Consider the following 21,816-nt stretch of genomic DNA (forward strand, 5'->3'; position numbering starts at 1 on the left):
AAAGGCTACCTGAATTTCAGGTAGCCTTTAATCTAATTGAGAACATGGGTTGGCTTGCTACAAAAGGCTACCTGAAAACATTGCGGAACAGCGCCGCGTTTGTTTCAGATAGCCTTACTTATCTCGCTATCAAGCAATCTAATTAATCAAACTGTTTTCTGATCAGCCGGTTTACCGCCGGCCATTTTGCCGATGATGCCGCCGAGCACAATCCCGGCCAGGGCGAAGGGCAGCCACTCCAGCGAATAGGCTTTCAGCGGCAGTTGTTCGGTAAAGCCCGCACCGGCCACGGAGAGGATGGAAACCGCGGTAGCCAGGCCGGTGGCGAGGCGGTGGGCAAGCAGTGGCATCGGGCGGATGAAGTTGTCGATAATCAGCAGCAGCAGGATGGTCATAGCAATCGGGTAGAGCACCATCAATACGGGCACGGATTTGCCGATAACAGCGCTTAGGCCTTGGTTAGCCAGGATGAAGCTCACGAGGGTTACGGCGATGACGTAGCTGCTGTAGCGGATGCGCGGGAACAGGCCGTAGAAGAATTCGCCCACGGCAGTAACCAGGCCGACCGAGGTGGTAAGGCAGGCGAGGGTAACGATGATGCCGAACAGAATACGGCCGAAGCTGCCGAAGGTTTGGTAGGCGGCGGTATTGAGCAGGAAGGAGCCGATATCTTGCTGTTTGGCAGCTAAGTCTGCCAGGGTGTCGGGCGACACGGGCAGCCGGTTGCTCACCCAAGCCAGGCCGACATAAATAATAGCCAGCGATATTGCGGCGATGATGCCGGCCACAAAAGTTTGCTTCATCACCACTTGGTTATCGCGCTGATCCGCTGGCATTTTGGCCTTAATGGCGTTGATCACAATCACGGAAAAGGCTACGGAGGCAAGCACGTCCATGGTTTGGTAGCCACCGATAAAACCGGCCAAGAAGGCGGATTGGTCGCCAAAATTGGCAGCCGGCATGGTGGGCGGGTTGCCGTAGAGCCACCACACGGATTTGCCGATCAGGGCAAGGATGGCGACGAGCAAAGCGGGAGTGAGGATGGCACCGATGCGTTCGACCATTTTGGAAGGGTTCAGGCTCAGCCACAGGGTAATGGCATAGTAAACCACGGTAAAGGCAAGGAGCGAGCCGCTGCCGGCTTCGCCGATAAAGGGCAGCACGGCCATTTCATAGGAAGTGGCGCCGGTGCGAGGGATGGCGAAGAAGGGGCCGATGGTGAGATAAATCGCCATCAGGAAAATAACGGCAAACCAAGGGTGGATGCGGGTGAGGGCGGTTTTGTAGCCGTTATGGTAGAAAGCGCTTACCACGATGCCTAACAGCGGCAGGCCGACGCCGGTGATCACGAAGCCGAGGAGGGTGCTCCAGAATTCGGAGCCGCTATTGAGGCCGAGGGTGGGCGGGAAAATCAGGTTGCCGGCGCCAAAAAAGATGGCGAACAGCATAAAGCCGATAATAAAGGTGTTTTTATTCATGATGTTCTCTGGTAGGCTACTATTGCTTGGATATGGCCGATAGCTGCGGTAAAAAGGTATTATGATACCGAATCGGCTGTTAAAGGGATAGGGCGGCTGGCTAAACGGATTTTGGCTTCGTTGAGGCTTATGCTTTCAGGTAGCCCTTTTGAAGCTACCTGGGAAAAGCGATCTGCCTGAAACCAAATCTACACGGCACAGAAGATGTAAAAGGCTTTATCCCGGCAGAAGGACACAGTATAATTCAATAATTTCGCCAACGAATTACCCCTTTCTTTCTTTGCGCTGATTTTATGCCGCTGCTGTCAATAGAATTTGCTGCCTTTTTCCTGTGCTTCTTCCCTGTTTACTGGCTGTTGGCCAAGCGGCCGCGCTGGCAGAATTGGCTATTGCTATTTGCTGGGTTGGGTTGGTTGTGGCATTTGCATTGGGGGTTTGCCGTGGCCGTGCTAGCGTTTTCACTGGGTACTACGTTGATTGCTGCCGGTCTGTCGCAGGGAAGGGGACAGACGGCGCGTCGCAGATGGTTCACGGTTGGCGTGCTGCTGGCGATGTTGAATTTGTCGTTTTTCAAATATGTGGATTTCTTCCTGCCGCTGTTGCAGCGAAGCGGGCACGATGCGGCACTGGGTATTCTGATGCCGCTGGGTATTTCCTACTATACTTTCCAGGGCGTGGCTTATCTGGTGTCGCTTTACCGCAATGAAGACGTACGGCTCAAATGGCGCGAGCTTTTGCTGTATTTCAGCTTTTTCCCCACCATCACTTCCGGCCCGATTGCCCGTACCGGCCAATTAAAAAGCATCTATGGCACAGACGGCGGCATGGCGGCGCAAATCCGCAGCGAACAGCCGCGCACCATGATCCGCCCGGCGTTGGCTATTGGCCTGATTGTGCTGGGTATCTGCAAAAAATGGTGGCTGGCCGGGGCGCTAGGCGGCAACTGGGTGGATCCAGTGTTTGAAAACCCGCTGCAATACGACTCCATCACAGTGCTCACTGCGATGTATGGCTACACCGTTCAACTATTTATGGATTTTTCCGGCTACACCGATTTGGTGGTGGGCATGGCTATGTTGCTCGGCTTTCAGCTGCCGCAAAACTTCGCCATGCCACTGCGCGCGTTTAATCTGCGCGATTTTTGGAACCGCTGGCACATCACGCTCTCCACCTGGATTCGCGACTACATCTATATCCCGCTGGGCGGCAGCCGCAAAGGCTGGCGGCGCACACAAATCAATTTGATGATTGCCATGCTGCTCTCCGGCATCTGGCACGGCCATGGTTGGAATTTCCTGCTGTGGGGCGCGTTGCACGGCGTTGGGCTGGTGGGGCTGAATATCGGTGATAAAATGCTGGGCGGGCGCGAGAAACTGTCCGGCTTGTCCCGTTTTGGTAAACTAGTAGCGGTACTGTTTACCGTAAACTTTGTCTGTCTCACCTTTGTAGTATTCCGCACTGAAAGTCTGGCCGATACCGGGCTGATGTTCCGATCGTTGTTGGGTGGAGGCGGCAGTGGCGTACCGGAATTGGAAACCTTATTAGTGCTGGGTGCGATGGTGTTCGCACTGGCCGCCTACGGCCTCTTATCCAAGCTGTTTGACAGCGCAATAGTGCTCTTGGAACGCCTGCCAATGTGGATATGGCCGCTACCGATGGGTGCCGCCATGTGGCTATTGATGGTGTTTGCCCCTTCCGGCATTCCGGGCTTTATGTATGCCAACTTTTAATAACCATAATAATAAGAAAGGATTGGGCAGTTATGAATCCCAGCAAAGCCAAACGCAGAGCCAATAAGAACAAACACCGCAACAAAGCCGCACGCCGCAAATCTAGTACAAAAAAACGCCCTGAGCAGCTGGAATTACCGGTATCTGTATCGGAGCAGGTAGCAACCAACCCCAATTCGCAAGCCAAACCCGCAGCCAAAGCGGCCAAAACCGAATCCGCATCGCTAACCCATTTTCAGGTAGCCTCAGGCAAAACAACCAGAGCAGGGCACAAAACGCCGCAGCGCAAACCGAAACCTGCACAATTTGCTACCGTGCGTCCGGCCAAAACCGCTCACTCCGTGGCCGACGCAATCGGCATCCCGAGTGCAACACCGGATAACCAAAGCAAGCCCACTTCCCCGGTGTGGCGGCTGTATGCGGCTATGCTGCTCACTGCACTGTTCACCGTGTGGTTTAGTCAAGATTCTATCAACGCCTATTGGCAGCAAACCTACCACCGTGCTAGCCCTTTGGAAAAATTAACCGACTATGGTTGGTGGCGTAACGGCAGCCGTTGGCAGCAGGCAGCCTTGCAGCGGCATGAAGCTGCCCTAAGCTGGCTGGAAGCCGAAAACAAAAGCTGGCGCGAGCAGCACGCCACCGCACACATCCCGCCGGGTGTAGTGTTACCCACAGCATCTGCTGTACCGCCCGAAACCAGAACCAAATCCGCTTCCGAGCCGGCTGCGGCACAAAACACCGCATCCAAACCACTGCACGAGTGCGTGCAGCTTTCAGCAGGCGACAAAGTATTCTTTGCCGGCGATTCCATGATGGAAGGTGTAGCGCCGCATGTACAGAGATGGTTGAGCAGCCAATACGGCATCGACTCACTCAACCTCAGCCGTCAAAGCACTGGCCTTTCGTACCCCAGCTTCTTCGACTGGCCGGCCACCATAGAAAAAATTTTGCGGGAAGATCAAAAAATCAAGTTGCTGGTGGTGTTCCTGGGGCCAAACGACCCTTGGGATTTCCCCAATCCTGAGCCGGGCACCCAAAGCTACCTGAAATTCCAAAGCCCTGAATGGGAACAGGTTTACCGGCAGCGTATTGAACGCATTGTTGTTGCCGCCAAAGCAGCTAACGTTCAGATTATCTGGCTGGGCATTCCGCTGATGAAGAGTACCCGCTTCAATGCCCAAATGCGTTACTTAGACAGCCTATTTGCCAGTGAGCTGGCCGGAAAAACCATCTGGTTACCTACCGACAAAATCATGGGTGGCGAAGATGGGAAATACCGAGACAGCATCAGCATCAACGGACAAACCGTCCGTTTGCGCAGTAAAGACGGCATTCATTTCACCATAAAGGGGCAACAGCTTCTGGCCGACCAGATAGTAGGCCGCATCGACTATCAGCCCACCAATTCCGTTGCGCCCGCCACCCCACCGCCTCCGAAACTGTGATGGCGAATAGAAAATCATAATTTAAGGATAGCTACAGTAATGTTGTTTTCCAAAAAAGGCCGCCAACTGGCCTTAATGACTGTCTGCCTGCTCGCCTGCCAGGCCTGCAGCGCCGAAACCGCCGCCCAAGGCTCTTCTGAAAAAGCCGAGCTCACCAACTACGGCAGCTGGCAGCCCGTGTGGCTCGACAAGCTGCAACGGCTCAACCGTGGGGACGACGTGAAATTCCGCATCATCCAGCTGGGCGACTCTCATACCGCCGGCGACTACTTCACCAACAAATTGCGCACCCGCCTGCAACAACAGTGGGGTGATGGCGGCATCGGCTGGGTATATCCCAACACTGTATCCGGCCAGCGTAACGCCCAAGTGCTGCATGGCAGCAGCGGCTGGCAGGTGTTGAGCAACCGCAACGCCCGTGCCGAATTCCCATTGGGCGGTATTCTTAGCCGCTCCTCTGGCGGCAGCGGTAGCGTAACCGTTAACCCCCGCAACCCTATCAGCGAAGCCCAACAAATCACCATCACCGCCCGCCCCGTGTTTGCCGACAGCGAACTTAAAGTGTACGGCGCGCAAGGCAGCCAAGTCGCCTCCCTGCCCAATCTCGGCAGTAACGCTTGGCAGTATTTCTCCTTCACCTCCCAGCTGCCGCTCAGCTACCGAGCTCAAGCTGGCGATATTTGGGAAATCGGCCACATCAACATCGAAAACAACCGCCCCGGCGTAACCGTATCGGCCATGGGCATCAATGGCTCGCAGCTCTCCCAATGGAGCGGCTGGCGCGCCGATTGGCAGCAGGATTTGTCTGCCACCCAGGCCGATTTGGTCATCCTGGCCTACGGCACCAACGAGGCGTTTAACAGCCATCTCGACATGGCGCAAACCAAACGCATCTGGGCCAATACCATCCATAAAATCCGCGAAGCCCTGCCTGGTGCCGGCATCCTGATTATCGGCGCACCTGAGTCGCTTCAAGGACGGCACGGCCAATGCGGCCAACGCCCGCCTTATCTTGACGCCATACAGCAAATGCAGCGCGAAGTGGCGCAGCAGGAGCAAATTTTGTATTGGTCGTGGCAGGCTGCTATGGGGGGCGCGTGCAGTATGAAAAGCTGGATGGCACAAGGCTTAGGCGCGCGCGACGGTGTGCATTTCACCGCTCAAGGTTACCAAACCGCTGCTGGCAAACTGGCCGACGACATCATCAAACTGGCCAATAAATAACCCGCCCAAACAGATTTCAGGTAGCCTTAGATACGAGGCTACCTGAAAATACAATAGACCCATTACCCATTCGCTCCGGAGCCCAACCGTGCCGCAATGCCAAGACATCATCCGCTGGTGCAACGAATTTTTGCGCACAGCCGAATTTCACGACTATGCCCCCAACGGCTTGCAAGTGGAAGGACGAGACGAGGTGCGCAAAATCGTGTGTGCCGTTACCGCCAGCCAGGCCGCCATCGATTATGCCGTGGAGCAGGATGCTGATATGCTCTTGGTGCACCACGGTCTGTTTTGGAAAAGCGAGCCAGCAACCATCACTGGCTGGAAACACCGCCGCATCGCCACGCTTATTCGACACAACATCAATATGGCCGGCTACCACCTGCCGCTTGATGCCCACCCCGAAGCGGGTAATAACGCACAGCTGGCAGCACGCATGGGTTGGCGCATCGAAGGCCAAACCGGCGAGCAAAACCTAATAATGTTCGGCACACCAGAGGCAGAGGCAGACGGCCATGCACTGCTGGCTAATCTGGCTGAGTGCTTGGGACGCAAGCCGGTTTCCGCCGGCGATTTGTCGCGGCCGGTGCGTAAGCTGGCCTGGTGTACCGGCGGGGCGCAGGGTTTTTTCCAGCAGGCGATCGATATTGGTGTAGACGCCTTCGTTACCGGCGAGATTTCCGAAGCGCAATACCATTTGGCGCAGGAAAACGGTGTGCTGTTCGTGAGTGCCGGCCACCACGCCACCGAACGTTACGGCATCCAGGCGCTGTCGACACGGTTACAGCAAGAATGGCCGCTGGAATGCCTGTTTTTTGATGAAGACAATCCAGCCTAAGTTTAAGTTGTCATGTAATCTTTACATCTTGCTTTTCAGGTAGCCTTGGATGCATTTTTATCATTTGAACAAGTTGTTACATTGTTGCACTTATGCCCATGCTCCCCGCTGCGGCAAGACAAATCTTTACTTTATTTTAAATATTTCTTTAAGTGTTGATTTAGGTTAAGTTAAATCACGCCGCTGCGCTATTGGCAGGATAAGGCCTTTGCAAAGTTGCCTCTTTGCGACGCCACAACGGCTGTTGTGCAAAAGCCTTGGTATTTCGGTATTTTTAAAGTATTAGGATGATTGAGTAATGACTAACCAAGAAATCAATCAAGAACAACGGCGCTTTTTGGTACTGGCCACTGCCGGAGCCACCGGTGTGGTGCGCTGGGGGTAGCCAAGCCTTTCGTTGTCAGTTTTTCCCTTCGGAAAAGGCCAAAGCAGCCATTGCGCCGATCGACATCGACATGAGAAAAATTGAAACCGGCCAGTTGGTTACCGCCGAGTGACGCGGCAAGTGGATTTGGGTGCACACTGGAAAGGCGGCTTCTTTTGCCTGTGCTATGGCTCCAAATTCGACTTGGTCAGCCGTGCGTTCAAAGGAATGCCAGCGCCGTCTAATCTGGTGATCCCTCCTTATAAATATCTATACTGAAACCACCATCCGCGTAGCTGAAGACAGCTTATACCGATGAACAAATCATGACCAATCAAACTACAACCTAAACCAATACCATCTGCCCGCCACACTTACTGCGGTAGAATATATCATACGAGATGTGTCTGACGGCTGGATTATCCGCTATATGTACTCCTCGGCACTTCGTTGTTCTTCATCGTGGTGTATCTGCTATATTCCGCGGCCTGATTTACGGCTCGTTCAAAAAACCGCGCGAGCTCGTGTGGGTGTGTGGCGCGCTGATTTTCCTCGCCCTGACGGCGGAAGCCTTTCAGATGTCGTTTGGGGGCACGCAGGTAATCATCAACCTGTTCGGTGCCATTCCCGTAATCGGCCCTGATTTGTCCACTTGGATTCGCGGCGACTTTAACGTTTCCGACGTTACACTCAACCGCTTCTTTGCTCTGCACGTGATGGCCATGCCGCTGGTGCTGGTCGGTTTGGTGGCGGCGCATTTGATTGCGCTGCACGAAGTAGGCTCCAACAACCCAGACGGCGTGGCAATCAAGTGTAAATCAAAAAGCTGAAAGACGAAAACGGCATCCCGCTCAACAGCGGCGTCCCCTTCCATTCGTATTACCATGTATAAAGATATTTTGATTCCTGATTGTGTTCTGCTCCATTATGTTCTTCGCTCCTGAAAACGACCGCTTCCTCGAAGCGCCCAACTTCAACGCGGCCACCTCACTGAAAGCTCCGGAGCACATCGCCCCGGTATGGTATTTCACCTCGTTCTACGCCATCTTGCGCGCCGTTCCCTTCCGGGCACGTAGATGTGAGGTGTAACCGGCATGGATGCGGCAGTGATTCTGATTGCCCGCCTGTCTGGCTCAACCGCTCGCCGGTAAAGTCTGTGCGCTACCGTAACACCACCTTCAAAACCTTGCTGGTGCTGTTCCTGTTCGCCATCATACTGCCGCTGGCCTACTTCCTGAAGAAGGAATAAAGGAATACTGGAAAAACGTGCACTAAGCATACCGCAGCAAGAAACACAGCTTGAAAACAGCTTGTGTTTTTTGGGGAAAGAGGCTACTTGAAAAGCTGAAACGACAGTTTAATTTCAGGTAGCCTCAAATCAGTCCAGGCTACCTGAAACCATAAACCACTAACAAAGAAAGCAAGCCGCAGGCCGAATGCTGGTATCTAACAAAGCGCCTGATATACTGAATACTTCAAATCACAGCAGCTATATTTTTAGGTAGCCTCAAACTGATTCAGGCTACCTGAACCCCAATCAAAGAGCCACCGAATGCAAGCCTTTATCGAAGAAGCCTACCAGCTGTTTGCTCCCTATACAGTCCGCTTCCCTCTCAATATCTGCACCTGCGAATGCTGCACGCCTAAAGACTGCCAACGCGAACTGCTGCGCTACCGATTACGCGAGATTCCTGTCAACAACCTGGCCGGCTATCTGGGCAGCGTGCCGCTGGCAGACGAAGCCGCCACCGCGCGCGATATGAAGCATTTCCTGCCACGCATTTTGCAGGCCTTGGTAAACGACGAAGATGTGCGCCCCACCGATGAAATGCTGCTCGACAAATTGCGCTGCGACCTGCCCGAATGCTGGCCGGAAGATGAAATCCGCTGGCTGCACCGCTTCGCTGCCGCCTGGTTTGCACACCAAATCGCCGCCCCACGCTACGAAGGCTGTCTGTCCACGTGGCTCGTCATGTTCCACTTTGCGGGCCTAGACGTAACCGACAAGCTGCTCGCCCTGTGGACACAGTCTGCTTCTGAAACCAACGCCCTGCGCGAATTTATCGGCTTGTATCTGACCATACCCTATGGTGCAAACGAACCGGACTGGTATAAAGCCTGTTATCTCCCCGACCATCGCCCGCATCGTGAGTATCTAGTCACCAAACTTTCTGTCTGGTTTGCTGACCCGCACACCCGCGCCACCTTTCGCCGAGCCTCTGAGCAAGCCTTGCTGGCCGGCCGTGAAAAGCCGGAAGAAACCCTGCTGTGGGAACAATGCTACAACTGGCTGGCTTGAAGACTACCTGAAAAACCGGCCGAGCAATTTGAGCCACATAGCAATTCACGTTATTTGAGCTTTACTGCTGCACCGCTTGCAACCAACCTTGAGCTTACTTCCAGAGTAGGGCAGCATTACCACTTTGCTTGCCAATAAAAAGCATCTTCTGAATAAAAGCAAATCCGTCATCCATCCTCTAAAAGGCTACCTGAAATTCTAGCGCCGCTGTTTTCAGGTAGCCTTTCTTCCACCTGCCAAAGGCTAGCTGCAATCTGCCGTTCGGTTTTGGCTGGCTTTCAGGTAGCCTGCTTATTGTGCGCTATAATCCCGCTGTTTTCATTTCACACAAACGGTTGCCCAAATGCGCAAAACCCTCCTCCTCGTTGACGGCTCTTCTTATCTCTACCGCGCTTATCACGCGATGGCGCAGTTGTCCGCGCCTGACGGTGCGCCGACGGGTGCGCTTTATGGCGTGTTGAACATGTTGCGCCGACTGCGGGCGGATTATGTGCACGATTATTGCGCGGTGGTGTTTGATGCGAAGGGTAAGAATTTCCGCCACGAGATGTTCCCCGACTATAAGGCGACGCGCCCGCCGATGCCGGACGATTTGCGCCCGCAGGCGGAAGCCTTGCCGGATTTGGTGCGGTTGATGGGTTGGCCGGTGCTGGTGATTCCACAAGTCGAAGCGGACGACGTGATCGGCACGCTGGCGGCGATGGGCGGCGAAGCGGGTTGGAATGTGGTGGTGTCCACCGGCGATAAGGACATGGCGCAGCTGGTGAACGAGCGCGTAACGCTGGTGAACACGATGAGCGGCGAAACGCTGGATATTGAAGGCGTGAAGGAAAAATTCGGCGTGCGCCCCGACCAAATCCGCGATTATCTCGCGCTGATGGGCGACAAGGTGGACAATGTGCCGGGCGTGGAAAAGTGCGGTCCGAAAACGGCGGTGAAATGGCTGAAAGCCTACGGCTCGCTGGCCGGTGTGATGGAACACGCTGCGGAAATCAAGGGCAAGGTCGGCGAAAACCTGCAAGCCGCGCTGCCCCAACTGCCGCTGTCGTATGATTTGGTAACGATTAAAACCGATGTGGACTTGCACGCGGAGCTTTCAGACGGCCTCGAAAGCCTGCGCCGCACTTCGCCGAAATGGTCGCAGCTTGCGGTCGATTTCAAACGCTGGGGCTTCCGCACTTGGCTGAAGGAAGCGGAAAGCCGTATGCACGAAGCGGCGGACGGCGATTTGTTCGGCAGCGATACGATAGGCGAACAGGCGGCGTTGGACATGGAAACGTCGTCTGAAAGGCTACCTGAAAAAGCTGTTGCACCCGAAAAGCTGGATTATCAAGCCGTTACCACCGAAGCGCAGTTTGCCGCCTTGTTAGACAAACTGTCGCAGGCAGACACAATCGGCATTGATACGGAAACCACTTCCCTAGACGCAATGAACGCCGCGCTGGTCGGCATCAGCATCGCGTTCCAAGCAGGCGAAGCGGTTTACATTCCCGTAGGGCATAGCCTGACCGCCGCACCCGAACAGCTCGATTTGCAAGACGTATTAGGTCGTCTGAAACCGCATTTGGAAAACCCCGCCCTGAAAAAAATCGGGCAAAACCTCAAATACGACCAACACGTTTTCGCCAACTACGGCATCGCGCTGAACGGCATTGCCGGCGACGCCATGCTCGCCTCCTACATCATCGAGAGCCATCTCGGACACGGCTTGGACGAATTGTCCGAACGTTGGCTGGGCTTAGAAACCATTACCTACGAATCGCTGTGCGGCAAAGGCGCGAAGCAAATCGGGTTTGCCGACGTCGCCATCGAGCAGGCGACCGAATACGCCGCCCAAGACGCCGATTTCTCCCTGCGCCTCGAAGCGCACCTGCGCACGCAAATGGACGCCAAACAGCTTGAAATGTATGAAAAAATGGAGCTGCCCGTCGCGCAGGTATTGTTTGAAATGGAACACAACGGCGTGCAAATCGACCGCGCCGAACTCGCCCGCCAAAGCGCGGAACTCGGCGCCGAGCTGATGAAGCTCGAACAAGAAGCCTACGCCGCCGCAGGTCAGCCGTTTAACCTCAACTCGCCCAAACAGCTTCAAGAAATCCTGTTCGACAAAATGGGCATTCCCACCAAAGGCCTGAAAAAAACCGCCAAAGGCGGCATTTCCACCAACGAAGCCGTGCTCGAACAGCTCGCGCCCGACTACCCCCTGCCCAAAATCATCCTGCAAAACCGCAGCCTGGCGAAACTCAAATCCACCTACACCGACAAACTGCCCGAAATGATTTCCCCCAAAGACGGCCGCGTGCATACCACCTACGCCCAAGCCGTCGCCATCACCGGCCGCCTCGCCAGCAACAACCCCAACCTGCAAAACATCCCCATCCGCACCGCCGAAGGCCGCCGCGTGCGCCGCGCCTTCACCGCACCGCAAGGCAGCGTCATCGTTTCCGCCGACTATTCCCAAATCGAGCTGCGCATCATGGCACACCTCTCCGGCGACAAAACCCTGATTGCCGCATTCCAAAACGGCGAAGACGTACACCGCCGCACCGCCGCCGAAGTATTCGGCATCGCCTCCGAAAACGTCTCGTCCGAACAACGCCGCTACGCCAAAACCATCAACTTCGGCCTCATTTACGGCATGGGCCAATACGGCCTCGCCAAATCGCTGGGCATAGACAACCTGTCCGCCAAAACCTTCATCGACCGCTACTTCGCCCGCTACCCCGGCGTCGCCGAATACATGCAGCGCACCAAAGAACAAGCCGCCGCCCAAGGCTTCGTCGAAACCCTGTTCGGCCGCCGCCTCTACCTGCCCGACATCCATAACAAAAACGCCAACGCCCGCGCCGGAGCCGAACGCGCCGCCATCAACGCCCCCATGCAAGGCACCGCCTCCGACCTCATCAAACGCGCCATGATAGACGTGTCCCGCTGGCTGGTTTCAGGTAGCCTGAAAAGCAAACTGATCATGCAGGTGCATGACGAATTGGTACTGGAAGTGCCTGAAGCCGAACTGGATTTAGTCAAAGAAAAACTGCCGCAGATTATGGCGAAAGTGGATGAAGGGATGTTGAAAGTGCCGCTGGTGGCTGAGGTAGGCGTGGGAATGAATTGGGAAGAGGCACATTAAAAAGGTTAGTTACATTTATTGATTAACACAAAAAGGCTACCTGAAAATTTCAGGTAGCCTTTCATCTCAAGTACTAAACTGCTCTTACTGCGTCAGCACATCCACACCCTGCGGCGGGGTAAAACGGAATTGGCTGCGGGAGAGGTTGGATCTGGTATTCAGATTGTTGAATTTGATAGTGGTTTGGTTGCCAAAGCTGTCTTTTAGGCGCATTTCGGCCAGATCGTCACCTTTGAAGCCAAGGCGGATGTATTGGTAGCCGGCGTTGGAATGCTTTGGCGTGGCCAATACGTAGTCGATGCCGCCGGCGGAGCCGTCTTCTTTTAGGGTGTAGCTGGCGGAGAGGGCGTCTTTATTGGAGAGGATGGCGGCGGGGCTGTCGCCGATGGCTTGGTTTTGCGCGGTTTTGGTGATTTGCGCCAAATCAATGTCGTAGAGCCAAATGTGGCTGCCGTCGCCTACGATGGTTTGTTTGTAGGGGCTGGTATATTCCCATTTGAAGAGGCCAGGACGTAGGATGCTGAAGCGGCCTTGGGCATTGCGGGTTTTGTTACGGCTTTGCACGCTTTGGCTGAAGCTGCCGCTGATGCCGTCGGTGTCGGCGTTGAATTTTTGCAGGGCTTCGATGCCGCCGGCCTGGGCGCTGCCGATGGCTATTGCCAAAACGGCTGCGGCAACAAGGCGGAAGGTTTGGTTTTTCATCATTTTTCCTTTGTGCGAATCAAAACGGAATACGGCGCATTGTACCAGCTTGGGCGGGGCAGGGCAGGGCGGTGGGAATTGTGAAGATAGCAGGGCAAAGGAATTTTTCCGCTGCGGCAAGGCATTAGGCAAAATAGGGTGGCGAATTTTTAACCGGATTTTATTCCTGCGCTATAATTCACGGCTGCGGTAAGCGGCGGAAAAGGTTGCGGTAGATGCAGCGAGCCGCAGACAATACAGATAACACGGTAAGGCAAGCCAACGCGGTAGCATCCTCATTTTAATTCACTATACTTTTCAGGTAGCCTCATCCGCCTTCTTGGAGAACCTTATGATTCAAGCTGTATTATTCGATTTAGACGGCACATTGGCAGACACTGCGCTGGATTTGGGCGGCGCGCTCAACCGCCTCTTGGCCAGAAACGGCCTACCCGCCGTACCGATGGCGCAAATCCGACCAGTGGCCAGCCATGGTGCCAACTATCTGATTAAGCTGGGCACGGGCATTGAAAAAAGCCACCCCGACCACTCGCGCTGGCGGCAGGAATACCTGGCTGAATACGAACACGGCTTTTGCGATGAAACCGTGTTGTTTGAAGGCATCAACCCCATGCTCGAGCAGCTCGCCCGCCGCCGCATTGCCTGGGGCATCATCACCAATAAGCCGCACCGTTTCACCAGCCTGCTCGTGCCCAAGCTGGGCTTTATCGCCCCGCCTGCCGTGGTGGTGAGCGGCGACACCTGCGCCGAGTCCAAACCCAGCACGCTGCCGATGCACCACGCCTGTCGGCAAATCGGCATTGCACCTAAGCGCTGCCTGTATGTGGGCGATGCCGAACGCGATATGGTGGCGGGCAAAAACGCCGGCATGGCCACAGCCTTGGCCAACTGGGGCTACATCGCCGAGAGCGACCAGGTGCACGAATGGCCGGCAGATGCACGGCTGGATGCGCCCGGGCAGATTTTGGATTTACTATAGCCGAGTAGCTTAACCTTTACCTAATGGAGAACGTCTTAATGAAGAAAATTAGCTTATTGCTGCCTATTTGCGCCACACTGGCCTTGAGTAGCTGCTTTATGTCGCAGAAATCGTAAATCATGCACCGCGAAGAGCTGTATAACGCACAAGACCAGGCTCAACTACGCATTTACGGCCAATACGGCCACGATGTGGTGCACATGATCCCGAACAGCAGCTGCGAACAATGGGCAGAAAACAAGGCCGACGCCGCCACACCAGATTTACTGGTGGCCTGCCGCGCCGCATCCGCAACCTTTCGGTGGGCATGCCTACCACTCAGCGCAGCAACACTGTGAATGCCGATACCGGCGTGGTGTTCCGCGAATCGTATAAAGAATTTGTTGTGCCCGCCAGCAAACCGCTGGTGCTCGATGGCGCGTTTCCCAGTAAAACCACCAGCCAGGTACACCGCTGTTACACCGCCAGCAGCCTCACCCCGCAGGCTGGCAAGAATTACGAAATACAGTATTCGCGCGGCGGGAACAGCTGCGATGTGGCTGTAGTGGAAATCCTGCCGCGAGCCGAAGGCGAAGTGCACCCCACCCGCCCTGCGCCCATCCTCCAGTATTACCCGATGCCGGGAATCAGCTATTAAGCAAAAAAATCTACCTGAAAGTGCAGGTTTCGGAGACGCTCAAGCAGCAATCCAATTTTCAGATAGCCTGTTATTTGCATAGAGGCTACCTGAAAGCATCAACCATAGCTTCAGGTAGCCTTCCTTCCCAAAGAAACCTCATGTCCTTTTCCCTTATCATCATCGGCGACGAAATCCTGCACGGCAGCCGCCAAGACAAACACTTTGCCTTTTTCAAACAGCTGCTCAAAGAGCGCGGCCTGCTGCTCGATTCCGTGCAATACCTGCCCGACAATCGCCAACTCCTCGTCCACCGGCTGCGCCAAAGCTTTGCCGAAGGCCTGCCCACCTTTGTTACCGGCGGCATCGGCAGCACGCCGGATGACCACACCCGCCAAGCTGCGGCCGAAGCCCTCGGTCTGCCGCTGGCGCTGCACCCGCAGGCCGCTGCCAACATCGAAGTCGTATCCCTCAAACACGGCGACAGCCTCGGCAGCATCGGCCACCAAATCCGCCTGCGCATGGCCGAATTCCCCCAAGGCAGCGGCCTGCTTCCCAATCCCTACAACAACATCGCTGGTTTTTCCATCCGCGAACACTACTTCCTGCCCGGCTTCCCCGTAATGGCACAGCCCATGGCAGCTTGGGTACTCGACGAATACTACGCCCATCTCCAACACCAAACCGAACGCCGCAGCGTCAGCGCTTGGATCGACTTGCCCGAATCCTGTATCAGCTCCCTGATGGCCGACATCGAACAGCACTACCCCGGCATCCGCAGCTTCAGCCTGCCTGCCACCCCCACCACCCAGCAGCGCTACCGCCTGCTGTTCGGCCTCAAAGCCGAAGGGGAAGCTTGTAGCCGGCTGGATGCAGCTTGGCAGACAGCCGAAGCCGGCTTGAAAAAGCAGGGCGCCACACAGATTGAGCTGGCGCCGGAAGACGTGTAAACAGAAAGAAATCGGTTTCAAGTAGCCTTCAGCATGATTGAGGCTACCTGGAATTTTTTATAACTAAAGCACTTCATACTGCTTTATCTCGCTTTGTTGTACTAGCTGTACTGTCTGCGGCTCATTGCTTTGCGTGAAACAATAATTATTTCATACATATACCTTAACCACGCTGTCAATCGGAATATCGGATTCGAGGCCCTGGCTTACAGGAGCGGCAACATAAAGGCTACCTGAAGCTATTTTCTTCCTTACTACGCCGGCGAGGAAATCTTATGGCAACAAAACCAGTCACTAGCTGCTTAGTGATAATACAAGAATGGAAACAAATGGCGGCAAACATGCGGGCATTTCAACCCCGCCAATTTTGCAGCACCCATTTGATGTCGTCACCCAGCTGCTCGACGCTTATGGTGTGCCAATTGGACTCACAGCTGAGAGCGGCAGGGTTTTCAGGTAGCCTGAACAAGGTGGATGATTGCGTGCCGCCGAGCAGTTTGGGCGCTTGGTAGCAGACGATTTCGTCCACCAAATCCTGCGCCAAAAATGCGCTGCCCAGTGTGGCTCCGGCTTCCAACATCAGCTCGCCGATGCCGCGAGCGGCCAAATCGGCCAGCACGGCACTCAGGTTGAGCCGGCCTTGGGCGTCAGCTTTCAAACGGCAGATTTCGGCGGCGGCGGGCGCGGGGCTGTCGGACAAGGTATAGATGAGCGTGGGAGCGCTGCCGTCGAGCAGATGGCTACCGGCAGGCAGGCGCAGGCGGCTGTCGAGCAGTACGCGCAGCGGGGCGCGCAGGGTGGGGAAGTCGCGCACGGTGAGGCGCGGGTTGTCGGCCAGAGCGGTGCCGATGCCGGTGAGCACGGCGCAGCTTTCGGCGCGCTGGATCTGCACATCGTGCCGCGCGGCTTCGCCGGTAATCCATTGGCTTTGGCCGTTGGCAAGCGCGGTTTTGCCGTCGAGGCTGGCGGCGGTTTTCAGCTTCACAAACGGGCGGCCGCGTTCGATGCGGGAGAGGAAGCCGCGGTTGAGCTGCCGCGCTTCGCGTTCCATCAGGCCGCAGGCTACCTGAATGCCGGCGGCTTCAAGCATGGAGAGCCCTTTGCCCGCCACCAGGGGGTTGGGGTCTTGCATGGCGGCTACCACGCGGCGCACACCGGCGCGGTTCAGGGCTTCGGCGCAGGGCGGAGTGCGGCCGTGGTGGGCGCAGGGTTCGAGGGTAATATAGGCGGTAGCGCCTTGCGCGGCGCTGCCGGCCTGGCGCAGGGCGCGCACTTCGGCATGCGGCTCGCCAGCCTTGAGGTGGAAACCTTGGCCGACAATCTGCCCGCCCTGCGCAATCACGCAGCCGACACGCGGATTGGGCGAAGTGGAGAAACGGCCTTGCCAAGCAAGGGCAATGGCTTGCTGCATCAGGGCGTGGTCGGCGGGGGAGAATTGGGGCATTTTGAGTAAGGGGCGGATAGGGGAAACGGGGTAAATAAGGTTTTCAGGTAGCCTTTAAACGGCAAGAAAGGCTACCTGAAAACGAAGCAAAGCGAAGTTTCTGCGAAGCTAAAAAGATGCCGATGGTTTCAGGTAGCCTTCAAGGCTTAAACGGCAGGCCGAAGTGGCTGTAGCTGCGTTCGGTGGCCACGCGGCCGCGCGGGGTGCGCTGGAGGAAGCCTTGTTGGATGAGGTAGGGCTCGATCACGTCTTCGATGGTGTCGGAGCTTTCGCCGATGGCGGCGGCGATGTTGTCCAAGCCGACGGGGCCGCCGGCAAATTTGTGCAGCACGGCTTCGAGAAATTTACGGTCCATCATGTCGAGGCCTTCGTTGTCCACATCGAGCATTTGCAGGGCGGCATCGGCTAGGGCGGCATCCACTCGGCCGTTGCTTTTCACTTCGGCATAGTCGCGCACGCGGCGCAGCAGGCGGTTGGCAATGCGCGGGGTGCCGCGGCTGCGACGGGCGATTTCGAAGGCGCCGGTATCGTCGAGGCTCATTTGCAGTAGGCCGGCGGAACGGGAAACGATGGTGGCGAGGTCGGCGCTGCTGTAAAACTCGAGGCGGGAGACGATGCCGAAGCGGTCGCGCAGGGGATTGGTGAGCATACCGGCGCGGGTGGTAGCACCAACGAGGGTGAAGGGGGGCAGGTCGATTTTCACGCTGCGGGCAGCGGGGCCTTCGCCAATCATGATGTCGAGCTGGTAGTCTTCGAGGGCGGGGTAGAGGATTTCTTCCACCACGGGGCTGAGGCGGTGGATTTCATCGATGAAGAGTACGTCGTGCGGCTCGAGGTTGGTGAGCAGGGCGGCAAGGTCGCCGGCGCGTTCGAGCACGGGGCCGCTGGTTTGGCGCAGGTTCACACCGAGTTCTTTAGCGATGATGTGGGCAAGGGTGGTTTTGCCCAGGCCGGGTGGGCCGAACAGGAGGGTATGGTCGAGGGCTTCGCCGCGCTTTTTGGCGGCTTGGATGAAGATGCCGAGCTGCTCTTTGGTTTTGGCCTGGCCAATGTAGTCGGCGAGGGTTTTGGGGCGCAGGGCGCGTTCGAGCTGCTCTTCCTGGCTGGAAATCTGGCGGGCGGTGATGAGGCGTTCGGGTTCGGCGGCGGTGAGGGAATCGGTGTGGAGCATGATGAGGAAGGGGTTTCAGGTAGCCTTAGTGGTTTAATTTCATTGCGGTTTTGTTTTAGCTCCGCAAAAGCTCTGCCTTGGCTTCGCCAAAATATCACTTTCAGGTAGCCTGTTGGCGAGGAAGGCTTCGATTGATCCGGGCTGGCGCCGGCTGTTTTCCAGCCATTCCGGCAGCCATTCAGTGATGCGTTCGCCGATACGGCGGATGAAGGTGCCGGGCTGGGGTTCGTCGATATATTCTTGCTGGCGTACTAGGACGAGCGGATCTTCGCTGCCGGGTTGTTGCCGGGCAAAGGCGAGGGCTTCGGCATGGGTGGCGAAAGCATGGAAGTAGTCGTCGCCTTCATATAAATCGGGGACGCCGCGCTCGGGATGGCACCATACGCGGTATTCGAGCACGTCATCGTAGAAATAGCCACTGCCGGAATGGCAGTGGGCAGGGTAAATACCCACTTTTTCAGGATAGGTGGCGGGCGGGTAGGGGGATTGGCTCATTTTGTGCGGTGCTTGTTTGGAAAATAATCAGAAGGCTACCTGAAATGGCAGCCTTCTGTTGCTGGGCTAGGGGGCAGATGCGCCCTTCGGCGGGACGGAAGCGGCCGAGGCGGTGGCAGGCGCAGATGCCGGCGTGGCCGGGGTACTGGAATCGGCGGGCAGGGAGCTGTCGGGCAACAGGTTTTCATCGGCTTGCGATTCGATGCGTTTGCCGTTCATGCTGAAGGTTTTGTTGCGCACGACGATGTGGGTGCTCACGATTTGGTTGCCGTCGATTTTCAGGTAGCCTTGCCGCGCCATGCTTTCGAGCACGCTGTCGAGCCACAGGCGCACGGCTTCTTTGATTTCGTGGTCGGCATCGGGTAGGGAGGGATCGACACTGATGTAGTTTTTAGCTTGGGCGACGGTGAGCCGCTCGATCACTTGCTGCGGTACGGCAATGTGGAAATCGGCATCGGTTTGGGCGAGCATTTTGTCAATGTCGTTCAAATCAGCGGTAGTGAGGTTGCTGAATTTGAGTTCGCCGTTGCCGCTGATCATGCCTTGCGGGGTGGTGAGGTCAAACTGTTTGAGCCGGATAACGGGGTCGTTGGTGAAAAGGCCGGCGGCTTCGTTGCGCAGGGCGGCAAGCAGGGCTTCGCGCATTTGCTCGTCGCTGAGGCGCTGGGTGATGAGCTGGTCGCGGCGGGTTTTGAGCGCGGCGAGGCTTTCGGCATCGATGTGTTCGGCGCTCACATGGATGGCCAGCGGGCCGTAGTTGTCGCTGCCGTAGTTGAGCTTGGCGAAGCCGAATTTGCCTTCGGTGTTCACCCAGCGGCCGTCTTGATCCATGCGGGTTTCGATTTGCAGGTCGTTGAGGGTGATTTTGGCGGGCGGCACTTGGCCGTAGGGGTTGATGAAGCTGCCGATTTGCAGGTCGGACACCATGTTCAGCACATCGTTAAGACGGATGTCGTAGTTGATGCTGTCTTTCCACTCCACTTCCACCTGGCCGAGGGTGAGCTTGCTGCTGCCCAGGGCCAGGTTGTGACTGCCTTCGCGGGTTTCGGTGTGCAGCTGGAGGTTTTTGTAGGAAACGCTGCCTTTGTCGGCCAGGGTGATGGTGAGACCGGGGTTGTTCAGGCTGCTTTGGTATTCGGTGAAGTATTTGGCGTAGTCGGTGCTACCTTCGAGGCCTTGCCAATTAATGGCGATGCCGGAGAGCTCTTGGTATTTGAAAGCAGGCACCTGCCAAGTGAGGCGGCCGTTGCCGTTGAGTTGGATCACGTTGCGCAGGCTGGCAGGGGCTTGGCTACCGAAGAAGCGTTGCAGTATTTCGCGGCTTTCGGGCTGGAAAACGAATTCGGTGTCTACCACGGCACGCACAGGCATGCTGCCGTTGGCAAACAGGCTGTGTTTGATGTTGCTCTCCAGCGTGATGGGCTGGGTGAGGATGGTTTTAATGTTGTCGGGCAGTTTGTCTTGCAGCTGAGCCAGGAAGGTGGGCTTGAAGCGCACCACGGTGGTTTCGTGCGAATTGAACCAGCCGCGCTCGTAGCGACGGGATTCGACTTGCAAGAAGGATGTGTGGCTTAGGATTTCATGCTGTTTGTTCAGGCTTTGTTCGGCTTTGATGCCAAGATAGTAGGGCGCGCCGAGAAGCAGAGCAGCCAGCAGCAGGATGAGGCCGGAGAACAGCCAAAGGAGTTTTTTCATGCAACAACCAAAATGCGTGATATTAGGAAAGCGCAAGGATAACACCAAAACGGGGCACTGTCTTGGTGCTGGGCAAGCAAGAGGCTACCTGAAAACGGATTTTTACTTTCGTTAAAATTGTTTTCAGGTAGCCTGTGTGCCCTTAACGGGCTAAATCGGGCGGAAAATTAGGCGCCGGTGCCGCTTAGGGCGTTGATGCTGTAGCCGCCGTCCACGTAGGTGATTTCGCCAGTGATGCCGGAGGAGAGGTCGGACAGCAGGAAGGCGGCGGTGTTGCCCACTTCTTCGATGGTTACGTTGCGACGCAGCGGGTTTTGCGAAGCAACGTGGTTGAGCAGGCGGCCGAAATCAGCGATACCGGCGGCAGCCAGGGTTTTAATCGGGCCGGCGGAAATACCGTTGCAACGGATGCCTTCGGGGCCGACGCAGGCGGCAGTGAAGCGGATGGCGGCTTCCAAGCTGGCTTTGGCCATGCCCATTACGTTGTAGTTGGGTATGGCACGCACGGCGCCCAGATAAGTGAGCGCGAGGATGGCGCTGTTGCGGTTGCGCATCATCGGGCGAGCAGCTTTGGCCAGCGCGGGCAGACTGTAGGCAGAAACATCGTGTGAAATTTCAAAAGCTTCTCGGCTGATGCTGTCTAAGAAATCGCCGCTGAGAGCTTCTTTGGGCGAGAAGGCGATAGCGTGCACCAGGCCGTCGAGACCATCCCATTTTTTGCCCAGGCCAGCAAATACTTGTTCGATTTCGGTGTCGTTCTGCACGTCGCAGCGGAATACCAAATCAGAGCCGAAATCGGCCGCTATTTTGCGCACACGCTCTTCCAGTTTGTCCACCACATAGGTAAACGCCAGCTCGGCGCCCTGTTTGCGACAGGCTTTGGCGATGCCGTAGGCAATAGAACGCTCGGAAATCATGCCAGTAATCAGGATTTTTTTGCCTTGCAAAAAGCCCATTTTTCTTGTCCTCAGGGGAAATTGTCTGTACAGGCTGCTTGATTTTCAGGTAGCCTGCACTCAAAATCGGGGCATTATAGCTTAATTTAGGTTGGCAGAGTAAATCCGAAGCTGTTTTGCGAGAGTTGCGAACAGCCGAAACCCGCTGTTTTTGGCAGCGGGCTTCAACTTTTCGGTTTTGAATATTGGGATGTTAAACAATTGGTTTCGCTAGGCGCACTCCTGTAGAATTGGGTAGATATAGCTTCTTCAGCTATGCCCCATAAGAAAGGGCATGGCTATTATACATAAGCGATA

Annotated in this window: 16 protein-coding genes and 2 pseudogenes; 11 read left to right on the plus strand and 7 right to left on the minus strand. The window is 55.9% G+C overall.

Annotated elements, in window-relative coordinates; translation table 11 throughout:
• Nucleotides 1-146: 146 nt before the first annotated feature.
• Complete coding sequence (gene brnQ / locus A7P99_RS02030; protein ID WP_067446958.1) at nt 147-1,478, minus strand: branched-chain amino acid transport system II carrier protein; 1,332 nt, start codon at nt 1,476-1,478, stop codon at nt 147-149.
• Between the two features lie 293 nt (nt 1,479-1,771).
• Here brnQ and A7P99_RS02035 point away from each other — a divergent pair, with 293 nt between their 5' ends.
• From A7P99_RS02035 to polA, 8 genes and pseudogenes are all read left to right on the plus strand, one after another.
• A complete protein-coding gene (locus tag A7P99_RS02035; protein ID WP_067446960.1) occupies nt 1,772-3,208 on the plus strand; it encodes an MBOAT family protein in 1,437 nt (478 codons plus the stop codon).
• A 425-nt stretch (nt 3,209-3,633) separates the two neighbouring features.
• Nucleotides 3,634-4,656 (plus strand): DUF459 domain-containing protein, encoded by a 1,023-nt coding sequence (locus A7P99_RS02040; RefSeq protein ID WP_067447366.1) that lies wholly within the window; start codon nt 3,634-3,636, stop codon nt 4,654-4,656.
• Between the two features lie 39 nt (nt 4,657-4,695).
• Nucleotides 4,696-5,880 (plus strand): SGNH/GDSL hydrolase family protein, encoded by a 1,185-nt coding sequence (locus tag A7P99_RS02045; protein WP_067446962.1) that lies wholly within the window; start codon nt 4,696-4,698, stop codon nt 5,878-5,880.
• An 88-nt stretch (nt 5,881-5,968) separates the two neighbouring features.
• Nucleotides 5,969-6,718, plus strand: a complete 750-nt coding sequence (locus tag A7P99_RS02050) for a Nif3-like dinuclear metal center hexameric protein (RefSeq protein ID WP_067438917.1) — start codon at nt 5,969-5,971, stop codon at nt 6,716-6,718.
• 298 nt (nt 6,719-7,016) lie between these two features.
• A pseudogene (locus A7P99_RS10195) lies at nt 7,017-7,401 on the plus strand (ubiquinol-cytochrome c reductase iron-sulfur subunit N-terminal domain-containing protein).
• Nucleotides 7,402-7,425: 24 nt separating this feature from the next.
• A pseudogene (locus A7P99_RS02055) lies at nt 7,426-8,298 on the plus strand (cytochrome bc complex cytochrome b subunit); the annotation flags it as partial.
• A 336-nt stretch (nt 8,299-8,634) separates the two neighbouring features.
• Nucleotides 8,635-9,381, plus strand: a complete 747-nt coding sequence (locus A7P99_RS02060; protein WP_067446964.1) for a hypothetical protein — start codon at nt 8,635-8,637, stop codon at nt 9,379-9,381.
• Between the two features lie 343 nt (nt 9,382-9,724).
• Complete coding sequence (gene polA, locus A7P99_RS02065; RefSeq protein WP_067686346.1) at nt 9,725-12,511, plus strand: DNA polymerase I; 2,787 nt, start codon at nt 9,725-9,727, stop codon at nt 12,509-12,511.
• Between the two features lie 84 nt (nt 12,512-12,595).
• On the opposite strand, the gene lolA is transcribed toward polA, so the two are convergent.
• Entirely contained in the window at nt 12,596-13,213 is a 618-nt protein-coding gene (gene lolA / locus A7P99_RS02070) for an outer membrane lipoprotein chaperone LolA (RefSeq protein WP_153705466.1), read from the minus strand.
• Between the two features lie 331 nt (nt 13,214-13,544).
• Here lolA and A7P99_RS02075 point away from each other — a divergent pair, with 331 nt between their 5' ends.
• The 3 genes from A7P99_RS02075 to A7P99_RS02085 all read left to right on the plus strand — a co-directional run bounded on the left by A7P99_RS02075 (nt 13,545) and on the right by A7P99_RS02085 (nt 15,758).
• On the plus strand, nt 13,545-14,192 hold the full coding sequence (locus tag A7P99_RS02075; RefSeq protein ID WP_067438910.1) for an HAD family hydrolase: 648 nt from the start codon (nt 13,545-13,547) through the stop codon (nt 14,190-14,192).
• A 226-nt stretch (nt 14,193-14,418) separates the two neighbouring features.
• A complete protein-coding gene (locus A7P99_RS02080) occupies nt 14,419-14,829 on the plus strand; it encodes a hypothetical protein (protein ID WP_067438907.1) in 411 nt (136 codons plus the stop codon).
• A 140-nt stretch (nt 14,830-14,969) separates the two neighbouring features.
• Complete coding sequence (locus A7P99_RS02085; protein ID WP_067446969.1) at nt 14,970-15,758, plus strand: molybdopterin-binding protein; 789 nt, start codon at nt 14,970-14,972, stop codon at nt 15,756-15,758.
• 352 nt (nt 15,759-16,110) lie between these two features.
• Here the strand turns inward: A7P99_RS02085 and ribD are convergent, their stop codons facing one another.
• The 5 genes from ribD to fabI all read right to left on the minus strand — a co-directional run bounded on the left by ribD (nt 16,111) and on the right by fabI (nt 21,519).
• Nucleotides 16,111-17,202 (minus strand): bifunctional diaminohydroxyphosphoribosylaminopyrimidine deaminase/5-amino-6-(5-phosphoribosylamino)uracil reductase RibD, encoded by a 1,092-nt coding sequence (ribD, locus tag A7P99_RS02090; protein WP_067686348.1) that lies wholly within the window; start codon nt 17,200-17,202, stop codon nt 16,111-16,113.
• Between the two features lie 139 nt (nt 17,203-17,341).
• Nucleotides 17,342-18,373 carry a Holliday junction branch migration DNA helicase RuvB gene (ruvB, locus tag A7P99_RS02095; RefSeq protein WP_067446971.1) on the minus strand — a complete coding sequence of 344 codons (1,032 nt, stop codon included), beginning with the start codon at nt 18,371-18,373 and terminating at the stop codon, nt 17,342-17,344.
• A 39-nt stretch (nt 18,374-18,412) separates the two neighbouring features.
• Nucleotides 18,413-18,868: a GCN5 family acetyltransferase gene (locus tag A7P99_RS02100; protein WP_067446972.1), complete on the minus strand. Its 456-nt coding sequence runs from the start codon at nt 18,866-18,868 to the stop codon at nt 18,413-18,415.
• Nucleotides 18,869-18,934: 66 nt separating this feature from the next.
• Nucleotides 18,935-20,563 (minus strand): YdgA family protein, encoded by a 1,629-nt coding sequence (locus tag A7P99_RS02105; RefSeq protein ID WP_067686350.1) that lies wholly within the window; start codon nt 20,561-20,563, stop codon nt 18,935-18,937.
• A gap of 167 nt (nt 20,564-20,730) precedes the next feature.
• Nucleotides 20,731-21,519, minus strand: coding sequence for an enoyl-ACP reductase FabI (gene fabI, locus A7P99_RS02110; protein WP_067446976.1), 789 nt, complete (start codon nt 21,517-21,519; stop codon nt 20,731-20,733).
• Nucleotides 21,520-21,816: the final 297 nt, after the last annotated feature.

It is taken from the genome of Eikenella sp. NML120348 (assembly GCF_001648435.1).
In the GTDB taxonomy this organism is placed as follows: domain Bacteria; phylum Pseudomonadota; class Gammaproteobacteria; order Burkholderiales; family Neisseriaceae; genus Eikenella; species Eikenella exigua.